This is a genomic window from Pseudomonas fluorescens (assembly GCF_902498065.1).
Lineage (GTDB): Bacteria > Pseudomonadota > Gammaproteobacteria > Pseudomonadales > Pseudomonadaceae > Aquipseudomonas > Aquipseudomonas fluorescens_BJ.
In genome coordinates this window covers 177,781-196,148 of the sequence record NZ_CABVIR010000006.1, presented here as the reverse complement: position 1 = coordinate 196,148, position 18,368 = coordinate 177,781, and the positions used below count along the sequence as shown (strand labels likewise).

General features: G+C 58.4%; 20 protein-coding genes, 1 tRNA gene and 1 pseudogene. 8 read left to right on the top strand and 14 right to left on the bottom strand.

Features of this window, described 5'->3' with window-relative positions; translation table 11 throughout:
* Positions 1–6: 6 nt before the first annotated feature.
* A complete protein-coding gene (locus F8N43_RS21135) occupies positions 7–780 on the bottom strand; it encodes an ABC transporter ATP-binding protein (protein ID WP_150639918.1) in 774 nt (257 codons plus the stop codon).
* A 553-nt stretch (positions 781–1,333) separates the two neighbouring features.
* Here F8N43_RS21135 and gabP point away from each other — a divergent pair.
* Positions 1,334–2,725, top strand: coding sequence for a GABA permease (gene gabP, locus F8N43_RS21130; protein WP_150631826.1), 1,392 nt, complete (start codon positions 1,334–1,336; stop codon positions 2,723–2,725).
* Positions 2,726–2,807: 82 nt separating this feature from the next.
* On the opposite strand, the gene vapC is transcribed toward gabP, so the two are convergent.
* The 6 genes and pseudogenes from vapC to F8N43_RS21100 form a co-directional block, all read right to left on the bottom strand.
* Positions 2,808–3,215, bottom strand: coding sequence for a type II toxin-antitoxin system tRNA(fMet)-specific endonuclease VapC (vapC, locus tag F8N43_RS21125; RefSeq protein WP_150639920.1), 408 nt, complete (start codon positions 3,213–3,215; stop codon positions 2,808–2,810).
* Complete coding sequence (gene vapB, locus F8N43_RS21120; RefSeq protein ID WP_150639921.1) at positions 3,215–3,445, bottom strand: type II toxin-antitoxin system VapB family antitoxin; 231 nt, start codon at positions 3,443–3,445, stop codon at positions 3,215–3,217. Before vapB ends, vapC begins: the two co-directional genes overlap by 1 nt.
* A 182-nt stretch (positions 3,446–3,627) precedes the next feature.
* Positions 3,628–4,080, bottom strand: a complete 453-nt coding sequence (locus F8N43_RS21115) for a hypothetical protein (protein WP_150639922.1) — start codon at positions 4,078–4,080, stop codon at positions 3,628–3,630.
* 6 nt (positions 4,081–4,086) lie between these two features.
* Complete coding sequence (locus tag F8N43_RS21110; protein ID WP_150631823.1) at positions 4,087–4,500, bottom strand: hypothetical protein; 414 nt, start codon at positions 4,498–4,500, stop codon at positions 4,087–4,089.
* 19 nt (positions 4,501–4,519) lie between these two features.
* Positions 4,520–5,500: an alpha/beta fold hydrolase gene (locus F8N43_RS21105; protein WP_150654302.1), complete on the bottom strand. Its 981-nt coding sequence runs from the start codon at positions 5,498–5,500 to the stop codon at positions 4,520–4,522.
* A gap of 141 nt (positions 5,501–5,641) precedes the next feature.
* Positions 5,642–5,989, bottom strand: a pseudogene (locus F8N43_RS21100) (DUF1016 N-terminal domain-containing protein); the annotation flags it as partial.
* A 131-nt stretch (positions 5,990–6,120) separates the two neighbouring features.
* Between F8N43_RS21100 and F8N43_RS21095 the strand changes: the two are divergent.
* Positions 6,121–6,570 (top strand): carboxypeptidase regulatory-like domain-containing protein, encoded by a 450-nt coding sequence (locus F8N43_RS21095; protein WP_150631821.1) that lies wholly within the window; start codon positions 6,121–6,123, stop codon positions 6,568–6,570.
* A 117-nt stretch (positions 6,571–6,687) separates the two neighbouring features.
* On the opposite strand, the gene F8N43_RS21090 is transcribed toward F8N43_RS21095, so the two are convergent.
* The 7 genes from F8N43_RS21090 to F8N43_RS21060 all read right to left on the bottom strand — a co-directional run bounded on the left by F8N43_RS21090 (position 6,688) and on the right by F8N43_RS21060 (position 13,148).
* Positions 6,688–7,479, bottom strand: coding sequence for a TSUP family transporter (locus tag F8N43_RS21090; protein WP_150654301.1), 792 nt, complete (start codon positions 7,477–7,479; stop codon positions 6,688–6,690).
* 72 nt (positions 7,480–7,551) lie between these two features.
* On the bottom strand, positions 7,552–8,631 hold the full coding sequence (locus F8N43_RS21085; RefSeq protein WP_150654300.1) for a hypothetical protein: 1,080 nt from the start codon (positions 8,629–8,631) through the stop codon (positions 7,552–7,554).
* A 297-nt stretch (positions 8,632–8,928) separates the two neighbouring features.
* Positions 8,929–9,004, bottom strand: a tRNA-Phe gene (locus F8N43_RS21080).
* A gap of 103 nt (positions 9,005–9,107) precedes the next feature.
* A complete protein-coding gene (locus F8N43_RS21075) occupies positions 9,108–9,380 on the bottom strand; it encodes an oxidative damage protection protein (protein ID WP_010464608.1) in 273 nt (90 codons plus the stop codon).
* Positions 9,377–10,444, bottom strand: coding sequence for an A/G-specific adenine glycosylase (gene mutY, locus F8N43_RS21070; RefSeq protein ID WP_150639927.1), 1,068 nt, complete (start codon positions 10,442–10,444; stop codon positions 9,377–9,379). The genes F8N43_RS21075 and mutY overlap by 4 nt, the downstream gene beginning before the upstream one ends.
* Entirely contained in the window at positions 10,441–12,666 is a 2,226-nt protein-coding gene (locus F8N43_RS21065; protein WP_150654299.1) for an AsmA family protein, read from the bottom strand. Before F8N43_RS21065 ends, mutY begins: the two co-directional genes overlap by 4 nt.
* 77 nt (positions 12,667–12,743) lie before the next feature.
* Positions 12,744–13,148, bottom strand: coding sequence for an acetyl-CoA sensor PanZ family protein (locus tag F8N43_RS21060; protein WP_150631816.1), 405 nt, complete (start codon positions 13,146–13,148; stop codon positions 12,744–12,746).
* 223 nt (positions 13,149–13,371) lie between these two features.
* Here F8N43_RS21060 and F8N43_RS21055 point away from each other — a divergent pair, with 223 nt between their 5' ends.
* The 6 genes from F8N43_RS21055 (at position 13,372) to hisF (ending at position 18,356) form a co-directional block, all read left to right on the top strand.
* A complete protein-coding gene (locus F8N43_RS21055; protein WP_150631815.1) occupies positions 13,372–15,036 on the top strand; it encodes an OFA family MFS transporter in 1,665 nt (554 codons plus the stop codon).
* 270 nt (positions 15,037–15,306) lie between these two features.
* Entirely contained in the window at positions 15,307–15,900 is a 594-nt protein-coding gene (gene hisB, locus F8N43_RS21050; protein WP_003218037.1) for an imidazoleglycerol-phosphate dehydratase HisB, read from the top strand.
* Positions 15,900–16,538 (top strand): imidazole glycerol phosphate synthase subunit HisH, encoded by a 639-nt coding sequence (gene hisH, locus F8N43_RS21045; RefSeq protein WP_150631814.1) that lies wholly within the window; start codon positions 15,900–15,902, stop codon positions 16,536–16,538. The genes hisB and hisH overlap by 1 nt, the downstream gene beginning before the upstream one ends.
* Entirely contained in the window at positions 16,539–16,796 is a 258-nt protein-coding gene (locus F8N43_RS21040) for a DUF2164 domain-containing protein (protein ID WP_150631813.1), read from the top strand.
* 42 nt (positions 16,797–16,838) lie between these two features.
* Positions 16,839–17,576: a 1-(5-phosphoribosyl)-5-[(5-phosphoribosylamino)methylideneamino]imidazole-4-carboxamide isomerase gene (hisA, locus tag F8N43_RS21035; protein ID WP_150631812.1), complete on the top strand. Its 738-nt coding sequence runs from the start codon at positions 16,839–16,841 to the stop codon at positions 17,574–17,576.
* A 9-nt stretch (positions 17,577–17,585) separates the two neighbouring features.
* The gene (hisF, locus tag F8N43_RS21030) at positions 17,586–18,356 is read left to right on the top strand and encodes an imidazole glycerol phosphate synthase subunit HisF (RefSeq protein ID WP_007972752.1); all 771 of its coding nucleotides are present in this window, start codon (positions 17,586–17,588) and stop codon (positions 18,354–18,356) included.
* The last annotated feature ends 12 nt before the right edge of the window (positions 18,357–18,368 follow it).

The following is an 18,368-nucleotide window of genomic DNA, read 5'->3' as shown; positions in this document are numbered from 1 at the left end:
GCTCCGTTAGCGGTTGCTGGACATGAATTGTTTGCAGCGCGCCGAAAGCGGGTTCTCAAACACCTGCTGTGGCGATCCTTGCTCTTCTACCAGGCCCTGGTGGAGGAACACCACCTCGCTGGACACCTGACGGGCAAAGCCCATTTCGTGGGTGACCAACAGCATGGTGCGGCCTTCTTCGGCCAATGCGCGGATGACATTAAGTACTTCCTGGACCATTTCCGGGTCAAGGGCGGAGGTGGGTTCGTCGAACAGGATCACCTTGGGTTGCATCGCCAGCGTGCGGGCGATGGCTGCGCGTTGTTGCTGACCACCGGACAGTTGCGCCGGGTAGGCGTGGCGTTTGTCGGCGATGCCGACCTTGGCCAGCAGGGCTTCGGCGACTTCGATGGCTTCGGCTTTGCTTTGGCCGAGCACGCGACGCGGCGCTTCGATGATGTTGTCGAGCACGCTCATGTGCGGCCACAGATTAAAGTTTTGAAACACAAAACCAATCTCGCTGCGCAGGCGATTGATCTGCTTGCCGTCGGCCGCGACCAGTTCGCCGTTCTTGGCGGATTTGAGTTTGAGTTCTTCGCCGGCCACGAAAATCTGGCCCTGATGCGGGTTTTCCAGCAGGTTGATGCAACGCAGGAACGTGGACTTGCCGGAACCGGAGGAACCCAGGATCGAGATCACATCGCCGTCGCGGGCGGTCAGCGAGATACCTTTGAGCACCTCAAGCTGTCCGTAGCGTTTGTGCAAGTTGCGGATTTCAAGCGCGGGCGTGGCCTCAGCCATGTGCGTTCCTCATAAATGTTGCGCTCCTGCTGTTGGCGGGCCTTCCTGGCGAGGCGGCCAACCTAGCATAGCGTCTGAATGGCAGCCAACAGCGCCAAGGGCGGTAAACGGGTGGCGTGTGGCAGGTTGTCGCATCGGTACAGCAGACTGTCGCGCTGCTATCAACCGAACAGCCGTTTGAACCAGATGGGGTGCGGCTGTCCCGTAAAAAAGGGCGCGATGTTGCCAGCTTTGGCGGGGTGTTGGAAGCGCTAACCGGCCAAACGTTCCTGATCCGCACTTTTATTGTGCGTTGAGCATTTCCTGTGTGTGTTTCCGGTGCGCAGATTCGTTCCTCAAGTGAGTCGCAGGGTAACGCTCTGGCAAAGTGCCATTATTTTCAATGACTTGCGATGACTGTCCGGTCAGGGTGAAACCTCCGGATTAGAGTGACTTGAAATATTTTGGCGCAATTATTGCGTGCAGATTCCGGAACACCCCGTTTGTTTCTTTTTACAGAGGAAACTTCACGATGGGATGCACGCATTCGCTTTTCCTTACAAAGGTAGTTTCAATGAGCAATACCCAAAGCTCTAACGGCCTCGAACAGGGGCTCAAACCGCGTCATGTGACCATGCTGTCGATCGCCGGGGTAATCGGCGCCGGCCTGTTCGTTGGCTCGGGCCACGCAATCGCTGCGGCAGGCCCCGCCGTGCTGTTGGCCTACGCGGCCGCCGGTATGCTGGTGGTGTTGGTGATGCGCATGCTCGGTGAAATGGCGATTGCCTCGCCAGACACCGGCTCGTTCTCGACGTACGCCGATCGCGCGATCGGTCACTGGGCCGGTTTTACCATCGGCTGGTTGTACTGGTGGTTCTGGGTGTTGGTGATTCCGCTGGAGGCCAACGCCGCCGCGACGATCCTGCATGCCTGGTTCCCCGGCGTAGACATCTGGGCCTTCGCCCTGGTGATCACGATGCTGCTGACCGTCACTAACCTGTTCAGCGTGAAGAACTACGGCGAGTTTGAATTCTGGTTCGCCCTGATCAAAGTCGTGGCGATCATCGGTTTCATCGGCCTTGGCCTGCTGGCCATTTTCGGTTTCCTGCCGACCAGTCAGGTCAGCGGTGTGTCACATCTGTTCGACACCCAAGGCTTCCTGCCTAACGGTATGGGCGCTGTGCTCGGCGCTATCCTGACGACCATGTTCTCCTTTATGGGCACTGAGATCGTGACCATCGCGGCCGCGGAATCGAAGAACCCTGGCAAGCAAATCTCCAAGGCCACCAACTCGGTGATCTGGCGGATCGGTTTGTTCTACCTTGTATCGATCTTCATAGTCGTGGCCCTGGTGCCATGGAACGACCCGGCACTGGCCAGCCTTGGTTCCTACCAGACCGTGCTTGAACGCATGGGCATCCCGAACGCCAAGATGATCGTCGACATCGTGGTACTGGTCGCTGTGACCAGCTGCCTGAACTCGGCGCTCTACACGTCGTCACGCATGATGTTTTCCCTGGGTAAACGCGGTGATGCACCGGCCGTGTCCACGCGCACCAACAAAAGCGGCACGCCATACTGGGCGGTGATGTTGTCCACTGGTGCAGCGTTCCTGGCCACATTCGCCAACTACGTGGCCCCGGCCGCCGTGTTTGAATTCCTGCTGGCCAGTTCCGGCGCCATCGCGTTGCTGGTGTACCTGGTGATCGCGATCTCGCAACTGCGCATGCGCAAACAGCGTGTGGCCCGCGGTGAAAAAATCGCCTTCAGCATGTGGCTGTTCCCGGGCCTGACCTACGCGGTGATCGTCTTCATCGTCGCGGCCTTGACCATCATGCTGTTCCAGGACGCCCACCGCGTAGAAATTCTCGCGACTGGTTTGCTGAGCCTTTGTGTGGTGGTTGCCGGGCTGTTTGTGGCTCGCCGTCGTCGCAATGAGCAGCTGATTGGTGCAGTGGCGCGCTAGGTTTTACGTCCACTGTTGATGTACCGAAAACGACCGCCATCTGAATTGATCGCGGTCGTTTTTGCTTTCATCTGTTGGTGATTCAATCGGGGTGAACCCAGTCTTCTACACGTAATCCAGAAACCCGCTCGAACTCTCGCCGGTTGTTGGTTACGACAACTAATCCACGTGAGCGCGCGTGCCCGGCAATCATCTGGTCATAGGGGCCTATGGGCGTTCCAGCCTTTGCCAGTTCGGATCTAATCATTCCGGTGTGCGCAGCTGCTTCATTGTCGAAAGGCAAAACTTCAAGACGTGCTGCGAACCCCTCAACAACAGCGATATTCTTTTCGGGGGCCGCAGATTTTTCGGCACCGTAGATCAGCTCCATCAGCGTCACCGTACTGATGCACAACTGTCCGTCATGAAGGTTGAAAGCTTCTCTTACGATTTGCGGTTTGTTCTTGATGGTGAAGATGCAGATGTTGGTGTCGAGCATGAACTTGATCATCAGAACGACTCACGCTCCTGATCCGCGGGTTGGTCGCGATGGGTCATAAAGTCCGTGCTCACTCCATCACCGTCGAACCAGCTATCCCATGTTTCGTCTGCCGGCGTGATGATGCGAGCCCTGCCGACGGCGACTACGTTGACTCGTTTTACATCGTTCGGCATTGCAACAGCTTTGGGAAGGCGGACGGCCTGGCTTCGATTGCTCATGAAAAGGGTGGTCTGTTCCATTTTTGGCCTCCTGCGTTTCTGCGGTTGTTGTGAACCCAAAGAATAGAATCCAGCGGGGATATGTCAATGGGATATACGCGGTCTCTGACGAAAGGTCATAGAGATTTTTGAGAGATGGCCTCCATAAAAAACGGCCGCTGTCAGTGATGACGAGCGGCCGTTTTTGTTTCTGACGGTGGTGCTTACTCGGCTTTTTCTTCCTGCGCGTCCAGCGACTGGCGATAACTGTCCAGCGCATCGCCGAAGTCGGTGATGAACTGCGGGTCGGTCAGCCACGCTTGTGCGGTGTCGCGGTCCATGCCGTCGGCCCACATGCGGTAGTCGATCAGCATGTCGGCGGCGAGGTGGGTGGCGGCCATGGCTTCGTTGTCAGCGTTTTCCATGTCCAGCAGTTCAGGCTGGTCGCTGATGATCTGCGCGAGGTTCGTCAGCAGGGTCAGCAGCATGTCGTTGCGGCTGGTGGCTTCCGCGTCGCGCATTTTGCTGAACATCGCCAGGGTGTATTCCGGGATCGGCTCGCCGATGTCGCCCAGGTCATCGTCCAGCGCGGCGGGTTTTCTGCCGTGGATGTTGATCTGTCTGGCTTTGATCTTGGCGCGTTTGGCGCGTTTCTGTTGCTTGTTCAGGGAGGCCATGGGAGCTCAGTTTTTCTGTTGGGTTTGGGCTGCGATCACGTCGGACGCCGCCACATAATCAGCCTGGAAGGCCGGGGATTCGATCCACGCCAGGGCACCGGCTTCGTCGACTTCGGTGGACCATTGGCGGTACTCGATCAGCGCGGCGAGGATGAAGTCCATTGCGCCTTCTTCGCCTTCCTGCTCGTACACCAGTTCCAGCAATGGGTCTTCAAGGAAAGCGATGCACATGGCTTGCTGACTGATTTTTTCAGCGTCGATCATTTTCTTGAACAGTTCGGTGAGGTCCACCGATTCAAAGTCGATGCGATCATCGTTCGGGTCCAGCTCGACCGGCGCAGCAGCCCGTTGGGTGCGGTTCTGCTTGGCCTTGGCTTTGGCGCGGGTGGCGCGTTTTTGCTGCTTGTTGGCGGAGGCCATGGTTTTGATCCGTCGTGCGTTAAAAGGACTCGCTGCGCGGCACTGTCCGCCCGGGGGTATCGGGGGGCAGTTCTCCGCTTTGCAGCCAGGACAATGCAATGGGCCATAGTGTGGCTTGGTATGCGCTACGAAAAAAGGCGAAATGTCCGACTTCTGCTTCGCCAATGTCTTCGGGGGCGATTCGCCAGTGGGTGTTCGTACCGCCGCTGAAGTAGTCGAGCAGGCGTTCGATGGCCGGGATCGTACCGTAGGGATCGTCAGTGATGCTGATGGCCAGGGTTTTGGCAGTCATCGACGCGAAGGGTAGCTGGCAGGTTTTCGCGGCAATCACGCGACCGCTGGGGCGCGTCTCGTAGCGGGCGGTGGGCGTGCTCCAGTCGCGAACCACGCCGGCGGGTGTGTCTTCCAGCCAGCCGAGGCGTTTGCCGGGGAAATAACCACAGAGCATCGTGAGCAGCGGCATCACCACGTGCCACTTGCCGAACATCCGCCAGCGATGAGCGGGCGCGTAGTCGCGCCAGTAGGCGAATTGCGCACCGACGGTCACCAGGCGCCGGATCAGATGCCCTGAGGCTCCCAGGCCCGCTGCGCAGCCACCAAAGCTGTGGCCGACGACATCGATGGGCTGACCGGGAAACTCGCGCTGAGCGCGCTTGAGCATCGCCTCGAAATCCAGCGCGCCCCAGTCGGTCCATGAGGCGTCGAGATTTTTCAATGACGCAGGGCGTGATTCGCCGATGCCGCGGTAATCGTAGGTGATGACGTCGAAGCCGTTGGCGAACAGGTAATCGGCGAATCGTGAGTAATGCCGGCAGCGGACCGAGGTGGCGGCGTTGATGATGACGACCGGGCGCGCAATGTCCTGAGAGGCATGTCGCCAAGTGAAGCCGCCCAGGATGAAACCGTCTGCGGCGGGCTCCTTGAACGGTTCGCCCGAAACGGAGGCTGGCAGCGGCAACTCGATTTGAGTGGGCGCCAGTGACGTGTCCTGAAAATTCATCGACTTCGGACCTTTGCGGTTAGCTGCCAACGATAGTCTTCACACCGCTTATGAACAATCGATCCGCGGTTATAAGGGGACCTGATCGAGCAGCCGCTCCTCAATTGCTGCCTGTTCCCTGCCCAGTTTCGCGCGTAGTTCCAGCTCAAGGAGGAAGGCTTGAAGCTGATGGATCAGTGCCTGTTCGAGATTGGTTTCCTGAGTTGACCCTGCGTTGGTCGAGCCAAGAAACTCCAGCATCACCGGATCTCTGAAGTCCCGAGGGTGTGCATTCAGTTTTTGGATATGAGTGGTGGCTTCCTGTTTGACGGCAGGTCGGTCGCGGCTTGTCAGCAGGCGTTCGTAGTAGAGGGTGTTGATCTGGCGTTCCAGGGCGCGGGATGACCAGTTTTGAATGGCTGATTCGTTCATGTACCAGCGACGAGCGTGGTCCTTATCTATTCGCAGGAGTCTGCGATAGTGGGTCCAGCCCAATTCGTGACGCAGTGCGTACTGGAGGAATACAACGCGTAGTCCATTTCGCAGTGGTCCCAAGATCCAATCAATCTAAAACCGCCCGGACACAGGGAAATCAAAAATAAGGTAACGAATGGGTTCTGCGGAACCCGGGAGTGCCCATCATGAAACATGTCCATGCATTCATTCTGCCGTTCGCCGCCGTGGGGCTGTTGATGTTTCCCGTCATGCTGCAGGCGGCCAGTCTTGAACCCATCGACAGCTCAGGCGTGCAAGTTCAACGGCAGGAGCAAAACGGGATTACCTATCTTTCCGGTGGCGTCGGCGAGGATGAGGCGAAGGCTATCCAGCAGACCACGGGTTACAACCTGCACATGACGTTTGCGATCGGGCCGGAGAATAAATACGTCCCCGATGTAGACGTGGCCATTCAGAAAGCCCAAGGGCAAACCGTGCTCACCCTGAGTGAGGCTGGCCCGCTGGTGTACGTTCAATTGCCGCCGGGCAAGTACACCATTGTCGCAACGCGCAATGGCGAGGAACGACGCGATACGGCTGATGTGGGAAGCGGTGCGGCCCGCAATCTGGTCTTTCATTGGAACAGCGCCGAATAGGGGCGAGTGAAGAGGCAAAAGCATCGCGCACCTGGATGAAAACCGAGCCCACCAAATCCCGGGCATAAAAAAAACCTGAATCTTGCGATTCAGGGTTTTCGGGAGTGGGGGCCGTAATCACAGCGAAGCCACCGACTTAAGGACCGCAACGCGCAAGGGATTGCTTTCTACGCTCAGCAGCTTGATGGCCAAGGCGCAGCAGACCACGATCAACATGGGTTTGATCAGCCGTGGACCGACGCGAACAGCGGCTCGCGCACCCAATTGAGCACCGATGAAGGCCGCCAAAGCCATGGCTATGGCAATCGGCCAAATAATCACACCTTTGGTAATGAAGACCGACAAAGAACCCAGGTTGCATGAGGCGTTGGCCAGTTTGGTAAAACTCATGGCCCGCATCATGCCCAGGCCGCAGAGAAGTACAAAACCGACAATAAAGAAAGAGCCCACGCCGGGGCCAAATATACCGTCGTAAAAGCCCAGGATCGGCGCCACGGTAAAAGAAAAAAGCAGAATACCGATTCTCTTGCGTCGATCTTCATTGGCCAGCTTTGGTGAGAGCGAAAAATAGATGGCCACCAAAATCAGCATCACAGGCACGCAAACTTCCAGATAGCGCTTATCAACAGAGCTGACCAGCAAGGCACCACTGGCGCCGCCAATAAATCCGCAGATCACCAGAAAACGGCCTTCGCGCCACTCGATCATACCTTTGCGAGCAAAGGTTACCGTTGCCGAAACAGTTGCCGAAGCGGCCTGGAACTTGTTCGTTGCAATAGCACTGATCGGATCTACGCCGGCCAGAAACAATGCAGGCAAGGTGATCAAGCCTCCACCACCGGCAATCGCATCAAAAAAACCGGCGAAAAAAGCGACAAGCGCCAACATGCCTATTAAATCCCAAGACATTTCATTCCCTCTTTTATAGTTATTGGCCAGTAATCACATGACCGGTCCTTCAGCATCTTGAACACTTAAAAATCAGCCCTGCAGCAGTAACGGATCCTCTGAAATAACGACAGGGGAAGAAAATTTTGAAAGCCCGAAAATACGAACCAGGACCCGTCTGTTGTCCTTGATGACATCGCGACAGTGCAGGGCCCGGACGTTATTGATGACCATGGCCGACTCTTGCGTCAGCGTGTACTCGACTGGAGTTGCTTCGCCTACCCCCTGGCAAAGGGCGGCGTAGGCCGTTTTGACAAAATTCGAGGCGTTGTCGTTAACGGAAAAGCGATACGAGTTGAAGCGGGCTGCGAACCCGACCTTGTCGTCAAATTCCAGAATCGAAACGTTGCGGCCATCTTCCCCTTTGCCACTGACAAAAGAGTCGCTACGAGTGAATTGAAAGTTGCCCGTGGTCAGTGCCAGGCAGTGGGTGACGCCGATTTTTTCCAGAATGGGAGGCAGCGGAATGACTCGTGTAGGTTCCAGACTCGGGTTCCACAGGGCGGAAAGTATGAGCGAGGACGGAGAGGGCGAGTGCCCGTCTTTCGCGTTCACGGCGCACCAGTAAGGCGCCTCGGTATGCGGGCCAAGCGCGAGGCCGGAATGAGAACTCAATTCTTTGATTTCAGGCTCGGCATTGATTTTGGCGAGCCCGCCACCTTTGAAGTTGGCGACCAATCGAACCAGGTTTCCTTCGTTGTCCATGTCATAGGCAAAGGCACTGTTATCCACCAGTTTCAACAAGATCTGATTACGGGCCGCCAGGCGAAGGACGTCGTGTCGATTTTCCAGGGATGCCAGGTCTGGCAGTTCATTTGGAGGGCTGGCATCGGTGATTTTTTGCAGCCCTTCAAAGATCAACACGCAAACAAGGCCATTGGAGTAGGCCGCCAGCAGTTCGCTTTGGTCTGTCGAAAACGAGAACTTTAATTCGGTGGCTGCCAGAGAGGCTTTGGACTCGGCGCCTGGTGCCTGTGGCCCGCCGATGGCGGCCAGTTCTTCGGTGAACCTGTGAAGCAATATTGACTGCCGAATATCAAAGCTGAAAATTCTGATTTCCTGCTCAGTAAAAAGCTCAGCGTTTTCGACGTCCTGTTTGATGGCGTCAGTCATTGTCTACATCCCTGTTGTGTATCTGCTCCCGGTTATGCGGCAGCTCCTCACCCGATACTGCCCAATCCAATGGTCTGCGTATGTCATCCATTTCCGTTAAAGCATACGGAGCGTTCCGGTAGGCCCGAGAGACTGTTGATACTCAGCTGCGGAAAGCTTTGCAGGCGCTTGCTGGCGTGGTGACAGGACGTGGGGAATTGATGCTTTGTCCGGCGCTTCGATAGTGACTGGAACAGTGCCCACCAAATCCCGGGCATAAAAAAACCCTGAATCTTGCGATTCAGGGTTTTCGGTATTTGGTGCCCAGAGACGGAATCGAACCGCCGACACGGGGATTTTCAATCCCCTGCTCTACCGACTGAGCTATCTGGGCAACGGGGCGCATTAAACTGGTTTTTCAGGGGGTCGTCAAGCAAGTTTTCAAAAAATATTTAATTATTACCGTCGCTTACGTTCCGACCCTCGAAAATGCAGGATTACTCAGCCGGCGGAACGTAGCCGTCAGCCTTGGCGTATTCCTCGCCGGAGAAGTACTTGTCCATCTCGCCCTGAAGGTATTTGCGGTCTTCGGCGTTCATCATGTTCAGGCGTTTTTCGTTGATCAGCAGGGTCTGGTGTTTCTGCCAGTCGGCCCAGGCCTTGGCCGAGACGTGGTCAAAAATGTCCTGACCTTTGGCGCCCGGGAATGGAGCGCGCTCCAGGGCGGGCAATTCTTCTTTGTACTTGCGGCACATGATGGTGCGGGTCATGACGACTCTCCTGCGTTCAATACGGCGGCCGCGCGTTCGAGCAAGGTTTTGACCGGGGCGGCAAGGCCCAGGCGCGGCGGGGTGGCGAGGTTATACCAGAGCCAGTCGGCCTCGGCCACGTGATGGCCGGCCTCTTGGACCTGAACCAGCCAGGGTTCGATGGACAACTGAAAATGACTGAAGGTGTGCACCAGGCTCGGCAGCGCTTGTTGGCTACCCAGTTCCAGCGAGTGTTGCGAAGCCAGATGTTGCAGGTCGTCGAGGTCGTCGAGTTCCGGCAGGCTCCAGAGGCCGCCCCACAAGCCCGTGGAAGGGCGACGGTAAAGCAGAATCGCGCCTTCGCCGTTGGCGAGCATCGGCATCAGCGTACGCTTCTGTGGCACGGCTTTGCGCGGTTTGGGGACCGGGTAGCGGGTTTCCAGGCCGAGCATGTGCGCTTCACAGCCCTTTTCCAGCGGGCACAGCAGGCAGCTCGGTTTGCTGCGGGTACAGAGCGTGGCGCCCAGATCCATCATTGCCTGGGTGTAGGCGTTGACCCGATCATGGGGCGTGAAGCGCTCTGCGTTCGCCCACAGCTGTTTGGCGACCTTCGGCTCGCCTGGATAACCCTCTTGCGCCGTAAACCGCGCCAGGACGCGTTTGACGTTGCCATCGAGGATCGGCGCCCGCAGGCCCATGCTCAGGCTGGCGATGGCGCCGGCCGTGGACAGGCCGATCCCCGGCAGCTCAACCAGTTTTTCCACATCCCGCGGAAACTCGCCGCCGTACTCGGCGACGACGATCTTCGCGGTCTTCTGCAAATTGCGCGCGCGAGTGTAGTAACCGAGGCCGGTCCACAGGTGCAGCACTTCGTCTTCCGGCGCGGCGGCCAAGGCTTCGACCGTCGGCAGCGAGGCCATGAAGCGGTCGAAGTAATTCAGCACGGTGCTGACCTGGGTCTGCTGCAACATGATTTCCGAGACCCACACCCGATACGGTGTGATGCCTTGTTGCCAAGGCAAGTCGTGGCGGCCGTGGCGGTCGTACCAATCCAGCACCGCCGTTGAAAACTGCTCGGATCTCATCGCTTGAACAGCCCCTTCAATGCGTTTTTCAGTTCAGGACTGACTTTATCGCCAAGCTTCTCGTCGATCTTTTCGCTGATTTTGTCGCCCGCCAGTTTGGTCGCGACCTGGCCCATGCGCTCGTTGTCGAGGCGGCAAGCCTTGGCGCCGAGCTCCAGCGGGCCACGGCAGCGCAGCGGCCACTCGATGCCGACAAACTTGTCGCCGACCTGACAGGCCGGATCCGGCATCGCACCGGTGTCACCTTCGACGATGATGCCGACGCGGTAATCCATACCCAGCACCCGCAGGTCGACGTCGCCGTCACCCTTCACGGTCATGCCCGGGATGCGCACTTTCAGGTCCGGGTTGCTGGCCACGCCGTTGCGGAAAGTCAGGTTGCCCTTGAGTTCCTGGAATGGAGTGTCCTTGCCGCGCGGCTCGCCGCTGAGGGATTTGCGGTTGAGGGTGGCGATGCCTTTGCACAGTTGCTGTTCGAGGTTGGCATTGAGGAGCACGCCGTTGTTGATGACGAAACTGGCAGTGCCGTTAAGGGTTTCGATCAGCGCTTTCTGGCTGTTGCCATTGCCGGTCAGGTTGCTGTCGAGCGTGACCAGGCCTTTGACCGGCGGATTTTTACCCTGGCTTTCGAGGATTTTTTCCACAGGCACTTTGCTGATGCGCGTCTGCATGTTCAGCGCCGGTGTCTGCTGGCGCACGTCGAGGGTGCCCTTGGATTCGAAGTTGCCGTCGTACAGATCGCCGCGCAGGTTCTCGAGGGTCAGCAGGCCTTCCCCGCCAGTGGCCTTGAGCGCCGCGTTCTGGATCGGCAGTTTCTCAAGGGTTAACTGGCCAAACGTCAGGTCGGCGTCCACATCAAGTTTGCTCAGGCGTTCCACCGGCAACAGGCGCTCGCTGCTCCACGCGTCTTTGGTGGGCTTGTCCGGCAGCGGTGTGCTGCCCGCGCCGGCCATGGCGTCGGCTTCGGTGCTGGCCACTTCGGCCTGGCGCACTTGCGTCGCACTGTTGGCTTCGGCGGATTTTGGCGGCAGGTAGCGGTCGACGTTGAAGGTGTCAGCCTTGAGCACGGCGCGTAGCGATTGCTTGGCGAAATCCTCCACGGCGATGCGGCCGGTGAAGGTGCTGTCGTCGACTTTCAGGTTGATGCTGTCGAACACCACGCTGGTCGGCGTGCCGGCAACGCGGCTGACCAGTTCTACTTTGCTCAGGCTGCCTTCAGCCATTGCCGGGAGTTTCTGGCCGATGCTGTCGACGAATTTCGCCAGGTCGAATTGGGCAATCGAAATGCCACCGTTGATTTGCGGCGTCTTGTCGAGGTCGTTGACCTTCAGTTCGCCGAGTGCTCGCAACTGGTTGGCGGAAATCTTGATGCCAGTCCATTCGGCGACGTTCGCCGCTTTATCCAGTAGCAATTGGCCCTGGGCTGCGAAAGTCATGGTCTTGCCTTGCAGCGGATCGCCGGCGACTTCGCCGGACAGCTTCATGTCTTCGAATTTGTAGCGTTGCAAGGCGCGTTCAAAGCGCAGCTCGCCATTGAGCTCGGTGCGTACCCGCAGAACAGGCTGATTGGTGCCGAGGAACGCGGTGAGTTTGACCGGAATGTTGGTCGAATCGTGGACCGGCCCGGTGCTCAGCTGGATGCTTTCGGCGCTGAAATGCTTGCCGGTTTTCTCGTCGCTGTATTCAACGCGGGCGTTGTTGACGGTCAGGCTGTCGATGTCCAGCCGAATCGGCTGCGCCGGTTTTTCCACTTGAGCGGTGGTTTCCGGTGCAGGTTCGCCAGGCGTGACGGGAGGCGCAGTCGGATTGGCAGTCGCCGGCACCTTGCCGATGTCTTCCCAGTTGCCGTGACCGTCCTTGTCGCGGTTAAGGCGCAGGTTCAGGCCTTCGACGCGTACATCGCTCATCTGCACTTCACGGCGCAGCAGTGGCAGCACACGCACTGACAAACCGAGCATCTGCAAGTCAGCGAACGGTTCGGTGGGCTTGGCCAGGGTCGCGACACTGGCTTCGTGCAATTCCAGGCCGAGCCACGGGAACAGACTCCAGCCGATGTCGCCATTGAGCGTCAGCTCGATGTGGGCCTTGTCGCGGGCAATCTGGCGAATCTCGTCTTTGTAGTCGTTGGGATCGAAGAGGTGGGTCAGGGCAAAGCCCAGCGCCACAATGATCAGCAACAGCCCGAGAAGTACCAGACCCAGGATTTTGCCGAACGCTTTCATGGGCGAGTCCTTGTAGTTAGTCGAATTCGAATTTAGCCGAGGAGTATAGCGCTCCGAAGTGGACGACCGGTCAGCGATCAGCCCGGCAGCACATCCAGCGGCACTTTAAGTTTGGCCGCCAGTGCCTGTGACTCAAGGTGCCCGGCAGGCGCCAACAGACGCAAAGTCGCACCCGATTGCGACGCCAGTTTCTGCGCTTCGTTCACCAGCCGTTCAGCAACCCCACGACGACGGGTGATTTTTCGTACACATAATTGGGACAGATGCCAGACGTCCTGGTGCTTTTGCAGGCGTGCCGCACCCAACAGACGTTCATTGAAACGCCCGGCGATCAACGAGCCGTCCCGCAGGCAGGCTTCGATCAGTTGCAGGTCACTGGCAAACGGCGCGAACAGCCAATCCGGCGCGTCGCGGTAAATCTTCTGCAAATCCTGCTGGTCCTGATAGGTGGCTTCGTTCAGCAGCTCGACGATGACAGGCATGGCGGATCCTTCAGTGGTACGAGATCGGATGACTTTTAAAAAGGTGATATCAGTTTGGCTTTTCTGTCACGTGCAAATGGTAACCTCTGCCAGTTCGTCCGTCCTTCTGTGACGTGATGTCGCACCGATATGGAGCTTCACCTCAAAAAACAGTCATGCGTGCGCATAAAGGCTGGGGGTGAGCAGTGGCTGGCGAACCATACTAATAATTGGGGGATACACAATGACCACGAGCATCACGGCGGACGGCTTCAATGCCGACCAGCCCTCGTTCCTGTCCAAGGAACGCATCATCGCCAAGCCCGGTTTCAACCGTTGGCTGGTGCCACCGGCCGCGTTGGCCATCCACCTCTGCATCGGCATGGCTTATGGCTTCTCGGTGTTTTGGCTGCCACTGTCCAAGGCGCTGGGCGTGACCAAGGCAGTGGCCTGCGCACCGGACATGAGCTTCATCTCGCAAGTGTTCTCGTCGCAATGCGACTGGCCGATCTCGATGCTCGGCTGGATCTACACCCTGTTTTTCATCTTCCTCGGCTGCTCGGCAGCGATCTGGGGTGGCTGGCTGGAACACGCCGGGCCGCGCAAGGCTGGCGTTGTGTCGGCACTGTGCTGGTGTGGCGGTCTGCTGATTTCGGCGTTGGGTGTATATACGCACCAGATATGGCTGATGTGGATCGGCTCCGGGGTGATTGGCGGTATTGGCCTGGGCCTGGGTTACATCTCGCCGGTCTCGACCCTGATCAAGTGGTTCCCGGACAAGCGTGGTATGGCAACCGGCATGGCGATCATGGGTTTCGGTGGTGGCGCGATGGTCGGTGCACCGCTGGCCGCCGCCCTGATGGGTCACTTCGCTTCCGCAGACAGCGTGGGCGTGTGGCAGAGCTTCCTGGTGATGGCCGCGATCTACTTCGTGTTCATGATCGGTGGCGCGCTGTCCTACCGCGTTCCGCCAACCGGCTGGAAGCCTGAAGGCTGGACCGCTCCGGCGAAAAAAGCCTCGAACGCGATGATCACCCATCGTCACGTGCACGTGAATGTGGCGTGGAAAACTCCGCAATTCCGTCTGGTGTGGCTGGTGCTGTGCCTGAACGTTTCCGCCGGTATCGGCATCCTCGGCATGGCTTCGCCACTGTTGCAGGAAGTGTTCGCGGGCAAATTGCTCGGCACCGACCAGACGTTTGGTCAGTTGGACGCTGGTCAACTGGCTTCGATTGCCGCGATTGCTGCCGGTTTCACCGGTCTGCTGAGCCTGTTCAACATCGGCGGGCGGTTCTTCTGGGCGTCGTTCTCGGATTACCTGGGCCGTAAAAACACTTATTTCGTGTTCTTCGCCCTCGGTTTTGCGCTGTACGCGTTGATCCCGAACCTCGGTCACCTGGGCAACGTTGCGCTGTTCGTGGCGGCGTTTTGCATCATCCTGTCGATGTACGGCGGTGGTTTTGCGACGGTTCCGGCTTACCTTGCCGACCTGTTCGGTACGCAAATGGTCGGTGCGATTCACGGTCGTCTGCTGACCGCCTGGGCTGCTGCAGGCGTGCTGGGTCCGGTGTTGGTCAACTACTTGCGTGAGTATCAGCTGAGCATTGGCGTTGAGCGCGCCGCAGCGTATGACATCACGCTGTACATCCTCGCGGGCCTGCTGGTGCTGGGTTTTATCTGCAACCTGCTGGTGCGTCCGGTGGCCGACAAGTACTTCATGACCGACGCTGAACTGGCCGCCGAACAGGCGCTGGGCCACGACAAGGGCGCTGACAGCAGCACCGTGCTGGAGTGGAAAGCGGCTCCGGGCACCAAACCGTTGGCGATTGCAGCGTGGCTGGTGGTGGGGATTCCGTTGGCGTGGGGTGTTTGGGTGACCCTGCAGAAGACGGCAGTGCTGTTCCACTAAGTAAACGGTAAGCGCATCACCCCTGTGGGAGCGAGCCTGCTCGCGATAGCGGCCTGACAGTCGACAGAGATGTTGAATGTCAGGCCGCTATCGCGAGCAGGCTCGCTCCCACATTTGTTTTGTATTCCGTCCGATTGGCTTGTATGGACATGTCTATCCCCGGCACCCCTGAATTCCCTCCGTCAGCGATATCACCTCTCGTGTTTCTGTTTCCCGCCCGCGCCCCTATAATGGCTGCCTTTTTCGCCCAATGATTTTGCGGAGCTGGTGATGGCCGAACGTAAGGCGTCAGTCGAGCGCGATACTCTGGAAACCCAGATCAAAGCCTCGATCAACCTGGATGGCACCGGAAAGGCCCGATTTGATATCGGTGTTCCTTTTCTTGAGCACATGCTGGACCAGATCGCCCGTCACGGGCTGATCGACCTGGATATTGTCAGCAAGGGCGACCTGCATATCGACGACCACCACACCGTGGAAGACGTCGGTATCACCCTGGGTCAGGCCTTCGCCAAAGCCATCGGCGACAAGAAAGGCATCCGTCGCTACGGCCACGCCTACGTGCCGCTCGATGAAGCGCTGTCGCGCGTGGTGATCGACTTCTCCGGCCGTCCAGGCCTGCAGATGCATGTTCCCTATACTCGCGCCACCGTTGGCGGTTTCGATGTTGACCTGTTCCAGGAATTCTTCCAGGGCTTCGTCAACCACGCGCTCGTCAGTCTGCACATCGACAACTTGCGTGGCACGAACACCCACCACCAGATCGAAACCGTGTTCAAGGCATTCGGTCGCGCATTGCGCATGGCCGTAGAGCTCGATGACCGCATGGCCGGTCAGATGCCGTCGACCAAAGGCGTTCTGTAATGCAGACGGTCGCGGTTATCGATTACGGCATGGGCAACCTGCACTCGGTGGCCAAGGCCCTCGAGCACGTCGGTGCCGGCAAGGTCTTGATCACCAGCGATGCCGACGTGATTCGCGAAGCCGACCGGGTGGTTTTCCCCGGCGTCGGCGCGATTCGCGATTGCATGGCGGAGATCCGTCGTCTGGGTTTCGACTCGCTGGTGCGTGAAGTCAGCCAGGACCGTCCGTTCCTCGGCATTTGCGTCGGTATGCAAGCTTTGCTCGACAGCAGTGAAGAAAACGACGGCGTCGACTGCATCGGCCTGTTCCCGGGCGCGGTGAAGTTTTTCGGCAAAGGCCTTGTTGAAGACGGCGAACACCTGAAAGTCCCGCACATGGGCTGGAACGAAGTGAAGCAGACGATCTCGCATCCGCTGTGGCACAACATTCCGGACCTGGCGCGTTTCTACTTTGTGCACAGCTACTACATCGCTGCCGGCAATGCGCGGCAGGTGGTGGGTGGCGGTCACTACGGTGTCGATTTCGCCGCAGCGCTGGCCGATGGCTCGCGTTTCGCGGTGCAGTTCCACCCGGAGAAGAGCCATACCCATGGCCTGCAATTGCTGCAGAACTTCGCTGCGTGGGATGGTCGCTGGTAAATGGCCGTCAAGAAGAAGCCGCCGATCCTGACCCTCACTCCCGAACAGGAGACCGAGGCCAATCACAAGATCAAGCGCTTCATGGAGGATCGCTTCGAACTGGACCTGGGTTCGTTCGAAGCGGCCGAAATCCTTGAGCTGTTTACCCGCGAAATTGCTCCGCACTATTACAACAGGGCGATTTTCGATGTGCAGACGCACCTCAAAGAGAGGTTCGAAAGCATCGAAAGCGACCTGTGGGCGCTCGAGAAAAACTGATTTTCGAGCGAAGCTGAACAATCGAATTTGAAGGTTTGCCAGATGCTGATTATTCCCGCTATCGATCTCAAGGACGGTGCCTGTGTTCGTCTGCGCCAGGGCCGCATGGAAGATTCCACGGTGTTCTCCGATGACCCGGTGAGCATGGCCGCCAAGTGGGTGGAGGGCGGTTGCCGTCGTCTGCATCTGGTCGACCTGAACGGCGCCTTCGAAGGCCAGCCGGTCAACGGTGAAGTGGTCACTGCCATCGCCAAGCGCTACCCGAACCTGCCGATTCAGATCGGCGGCGGTATCCGCTCCCTGGAAACCATCGAGCACTACGTGAAAGCGGGCGTGAGCTACGTGATCATCGGCACCAAGGCCGTGAAAGATCCGGCTTTCGTTGCTGAAGCCTGCCGCGCGTTCCCGGGCAAGGTGATCGTCGGCCTGGATGCCAAAGATGGCTTCGTGGCTACCGATGGCTGGGCTGAAATCAGCACGGTGAACGTTATCGACCTGGCCAAGCAGTTTGAATCTGACGGTGTGTCCGCGATCGTTTATACCGACATCGCCAAAGACGGCATGATGCAGGGCTGCAACGTGTCGTACACCGCTGCGCTGGCGGCTGCCACGCGCATTCCGGTGATCGCTTCCGGCGGTATCCACAACCTCGGTGACATCAAGTCGCTGCTCGACGCCAAGGCGCCAGGCATCATCGGCGCGATCACCGGCCGGGCGATCTACGAAGGCACCCTCGACGTCGCTGAAGCGCAAGCTTTCTGCGATTCGTACAAAGGCTGAGGACTGACCATGGCGCTGGCCAAACGCATCATCCCTTGCCTGGACGTGGACAACGGCCGGGTCGTCAAAGGTGTGAAGTTCGAGAACATTCGTGATGCCGGCGACCCGGTGGAAATCGCCCGTCGTTACGACGAGCAGGGTGCGGACGAGATTACTTTTCTCGACATCACTGCCAGCGTCGACGGTCGCGACACCACGCTGCATACCGTTGAACGCATGGCCAGCCAGGTGTTTATTCCGCTGACCGTTGGCGGCGGCGTGCGCACCGTGCAGGACATTCGCAACTTGCTGAATGCCGGCGCGGACAAGGTGTCGATCAATACCGCCGCCGTCTTCAACCCGGAATTCGTTGGCGAGGCTGCGCAACATTTCGGTTCGCAATGCATCGTCGTCGCCATCGACGCGAAGAAGGTCTCCGGCCCGGGCGAAACCCCGCGCTGGGAAATCTTCACCCACGGCGGGCGCAAGCCAACCGGTCTCGACGCCGTCGAGTGGGCGAAGAAGATGGAAGGCCTGGGTGCCGGTGAAATCCTGCTGACCAGCATGGATCAGGACGGCATGAAAAACGGCTTCGACCTGGGCGTGACTCGCGCCATCAGCGATGCGTTGGGTATTCCGGTGATCGCCTCCGGCGGCGTCGGCAACCTGCAGCATTTGGCCGACGGCATTATCGAAGGTCACGCCAGCGCAGTTCTGGCGGCGAGTATTTTCCACTTCGGCGAATACACCGTGCAGGAAGCCAAGGCCTACATGGCCCATCGCGGGATCGTGATGCGATAACGCGTCCGGAAA

Bases quoted from the DNA above. Each gene is read 5' to 3' on its own strand.
- F8N43_RS21105 (WP_150654302.1), bottom strand. From the start codon at position 5,500: ATGAATTTTCAGGACACGTCACTGGCGCCCACTCAAATCGAGTTGCCG.
- F8N43_RS21075 (WP_010464608.1), bottom strand. From the start codon at position 9,380: ATGACCCGCACCATCATGTGCCGCAAGTACAAAGAAGAATTGCCCGCC.
- mutY (WP_150639927.1), bottom strand. From the start codon at position 10,444: ATGAGATCCGAGCAGTTTTCAACGGCGGTGCTGGATTGGTACGACCGC.
- hisB (WP_003218037.1), top strand. From the start codon at position 15,307: ATGGCCGAACGTAAGGCGTCAGTCGAGCGCGATACTCTGGAAACCCAG.
- F8N43_RS21090 (WP_150654301.1), bottom strand. From the start codon at position 7,479: ATGTCTTGGGATTTAATAGGCATGTTGGCGCTTGTCGCTTTTTTCGCC.
- F8N43_RS21055 (WP_150631815.1), top strand. From the start codon at position 13,372: ATGACCACGAGCATCACGGCGGACGGCTTCAATGCCGACCAGCCCTCG.
- vapB (WP_150639921.1), bottom strand. From the start codon at position 3,445: ATGGAACAGACCACCCTTTTCATGAGCAATCGAAGCCAGGCCGTCCGC.
- F8N43_RS21040 (WP_150631813.1), top strand. From the start codon at position 16,539: ATGGCCGTCAAGAAGAAGCCGCCGATCCTGACCCTCACTCCCGAACAG.
- hisA (WP_150631812.1), top strand. From the start codon at position 16,839: ATGCTGATTATTCCCGCTATCGATCTCAAGGACGGTGCCTGTGTTCGT.
- F8N43_RS21135 (WP_150639918.1), bottom strand. From the start codon at position 780: ATGGCTGAGGCCACGCCCGCGCTTGAAATCCGCAACTTGCACAAACGC.
- hisF (WP_007972752.1), top strand. From the start codon at position 17,586: ATGGCGCTGGCCAAACGCATCATCCCTTGCCTGGACGTGGACAACGGC.
- F8N43_RS21095 (WP_150631821.1), top strand. From the start codon at position 6,121: ATGAAACATGTCCATGCATTCATTCTGCCGTTCGCCGCCGTGGGGCTG.
- hisH (WP_150631814.1), top strand. From the start codon at position 15,900: ATGCAGACGGTCGCGGTTATCGATTACGGCATGGGCAACCTGCACTCG.
- vapC (WP_150639920.1), bottom strand. From the start codon at position 3,215: ATGATCAAGTTCATGCTCGACACCAACATCTGCATCTTCACCATCAAG.
- F8N43_RS21060 (WP_150631816.1), bottom strand. From the start codon at position 13,148: ATGCCTGTCATCGTCGAGCTGCTGAACGAAGCCACCTATCAGGACCAG.
- F8N43_RS21110 (WP_150631823.1), bottom strand. From the start codon at position 4,500: ATGGCCTCCGCCAACAAGCAGCAAAAACGCGCCACCCGCGCCAAAGCC.
- gabP (WP_150631826.1), top strand. From the start codon at position 1,334: ATGAGCAATACCCAAAGCTCTAACGGCCTCGAACAGGGGCTCAAACCG.
- F8N43_RS21085 (WP_150654300.1), bottom strand. From the start codon at position 8,631: ATGACTGACGCCATCAAACAGGACGTCGAAAACGCTGAGCTTTTTACT.
- F8N43_RS21065 (WP_150654299.1), bottom strand. From the start codon at position 12,666: ATGAAAGCGTTCGGCAAAATCCTGGGTCTGGTACTTCTCGGGCTGTTG.
- F8N43_RS21115 (WP_150639922.1), bottom strand. From the start codon at position 4,080: ATGGCCTCCCTGAACAAGCAACAGAAACGCGCCAAACGCGCCAAGATC.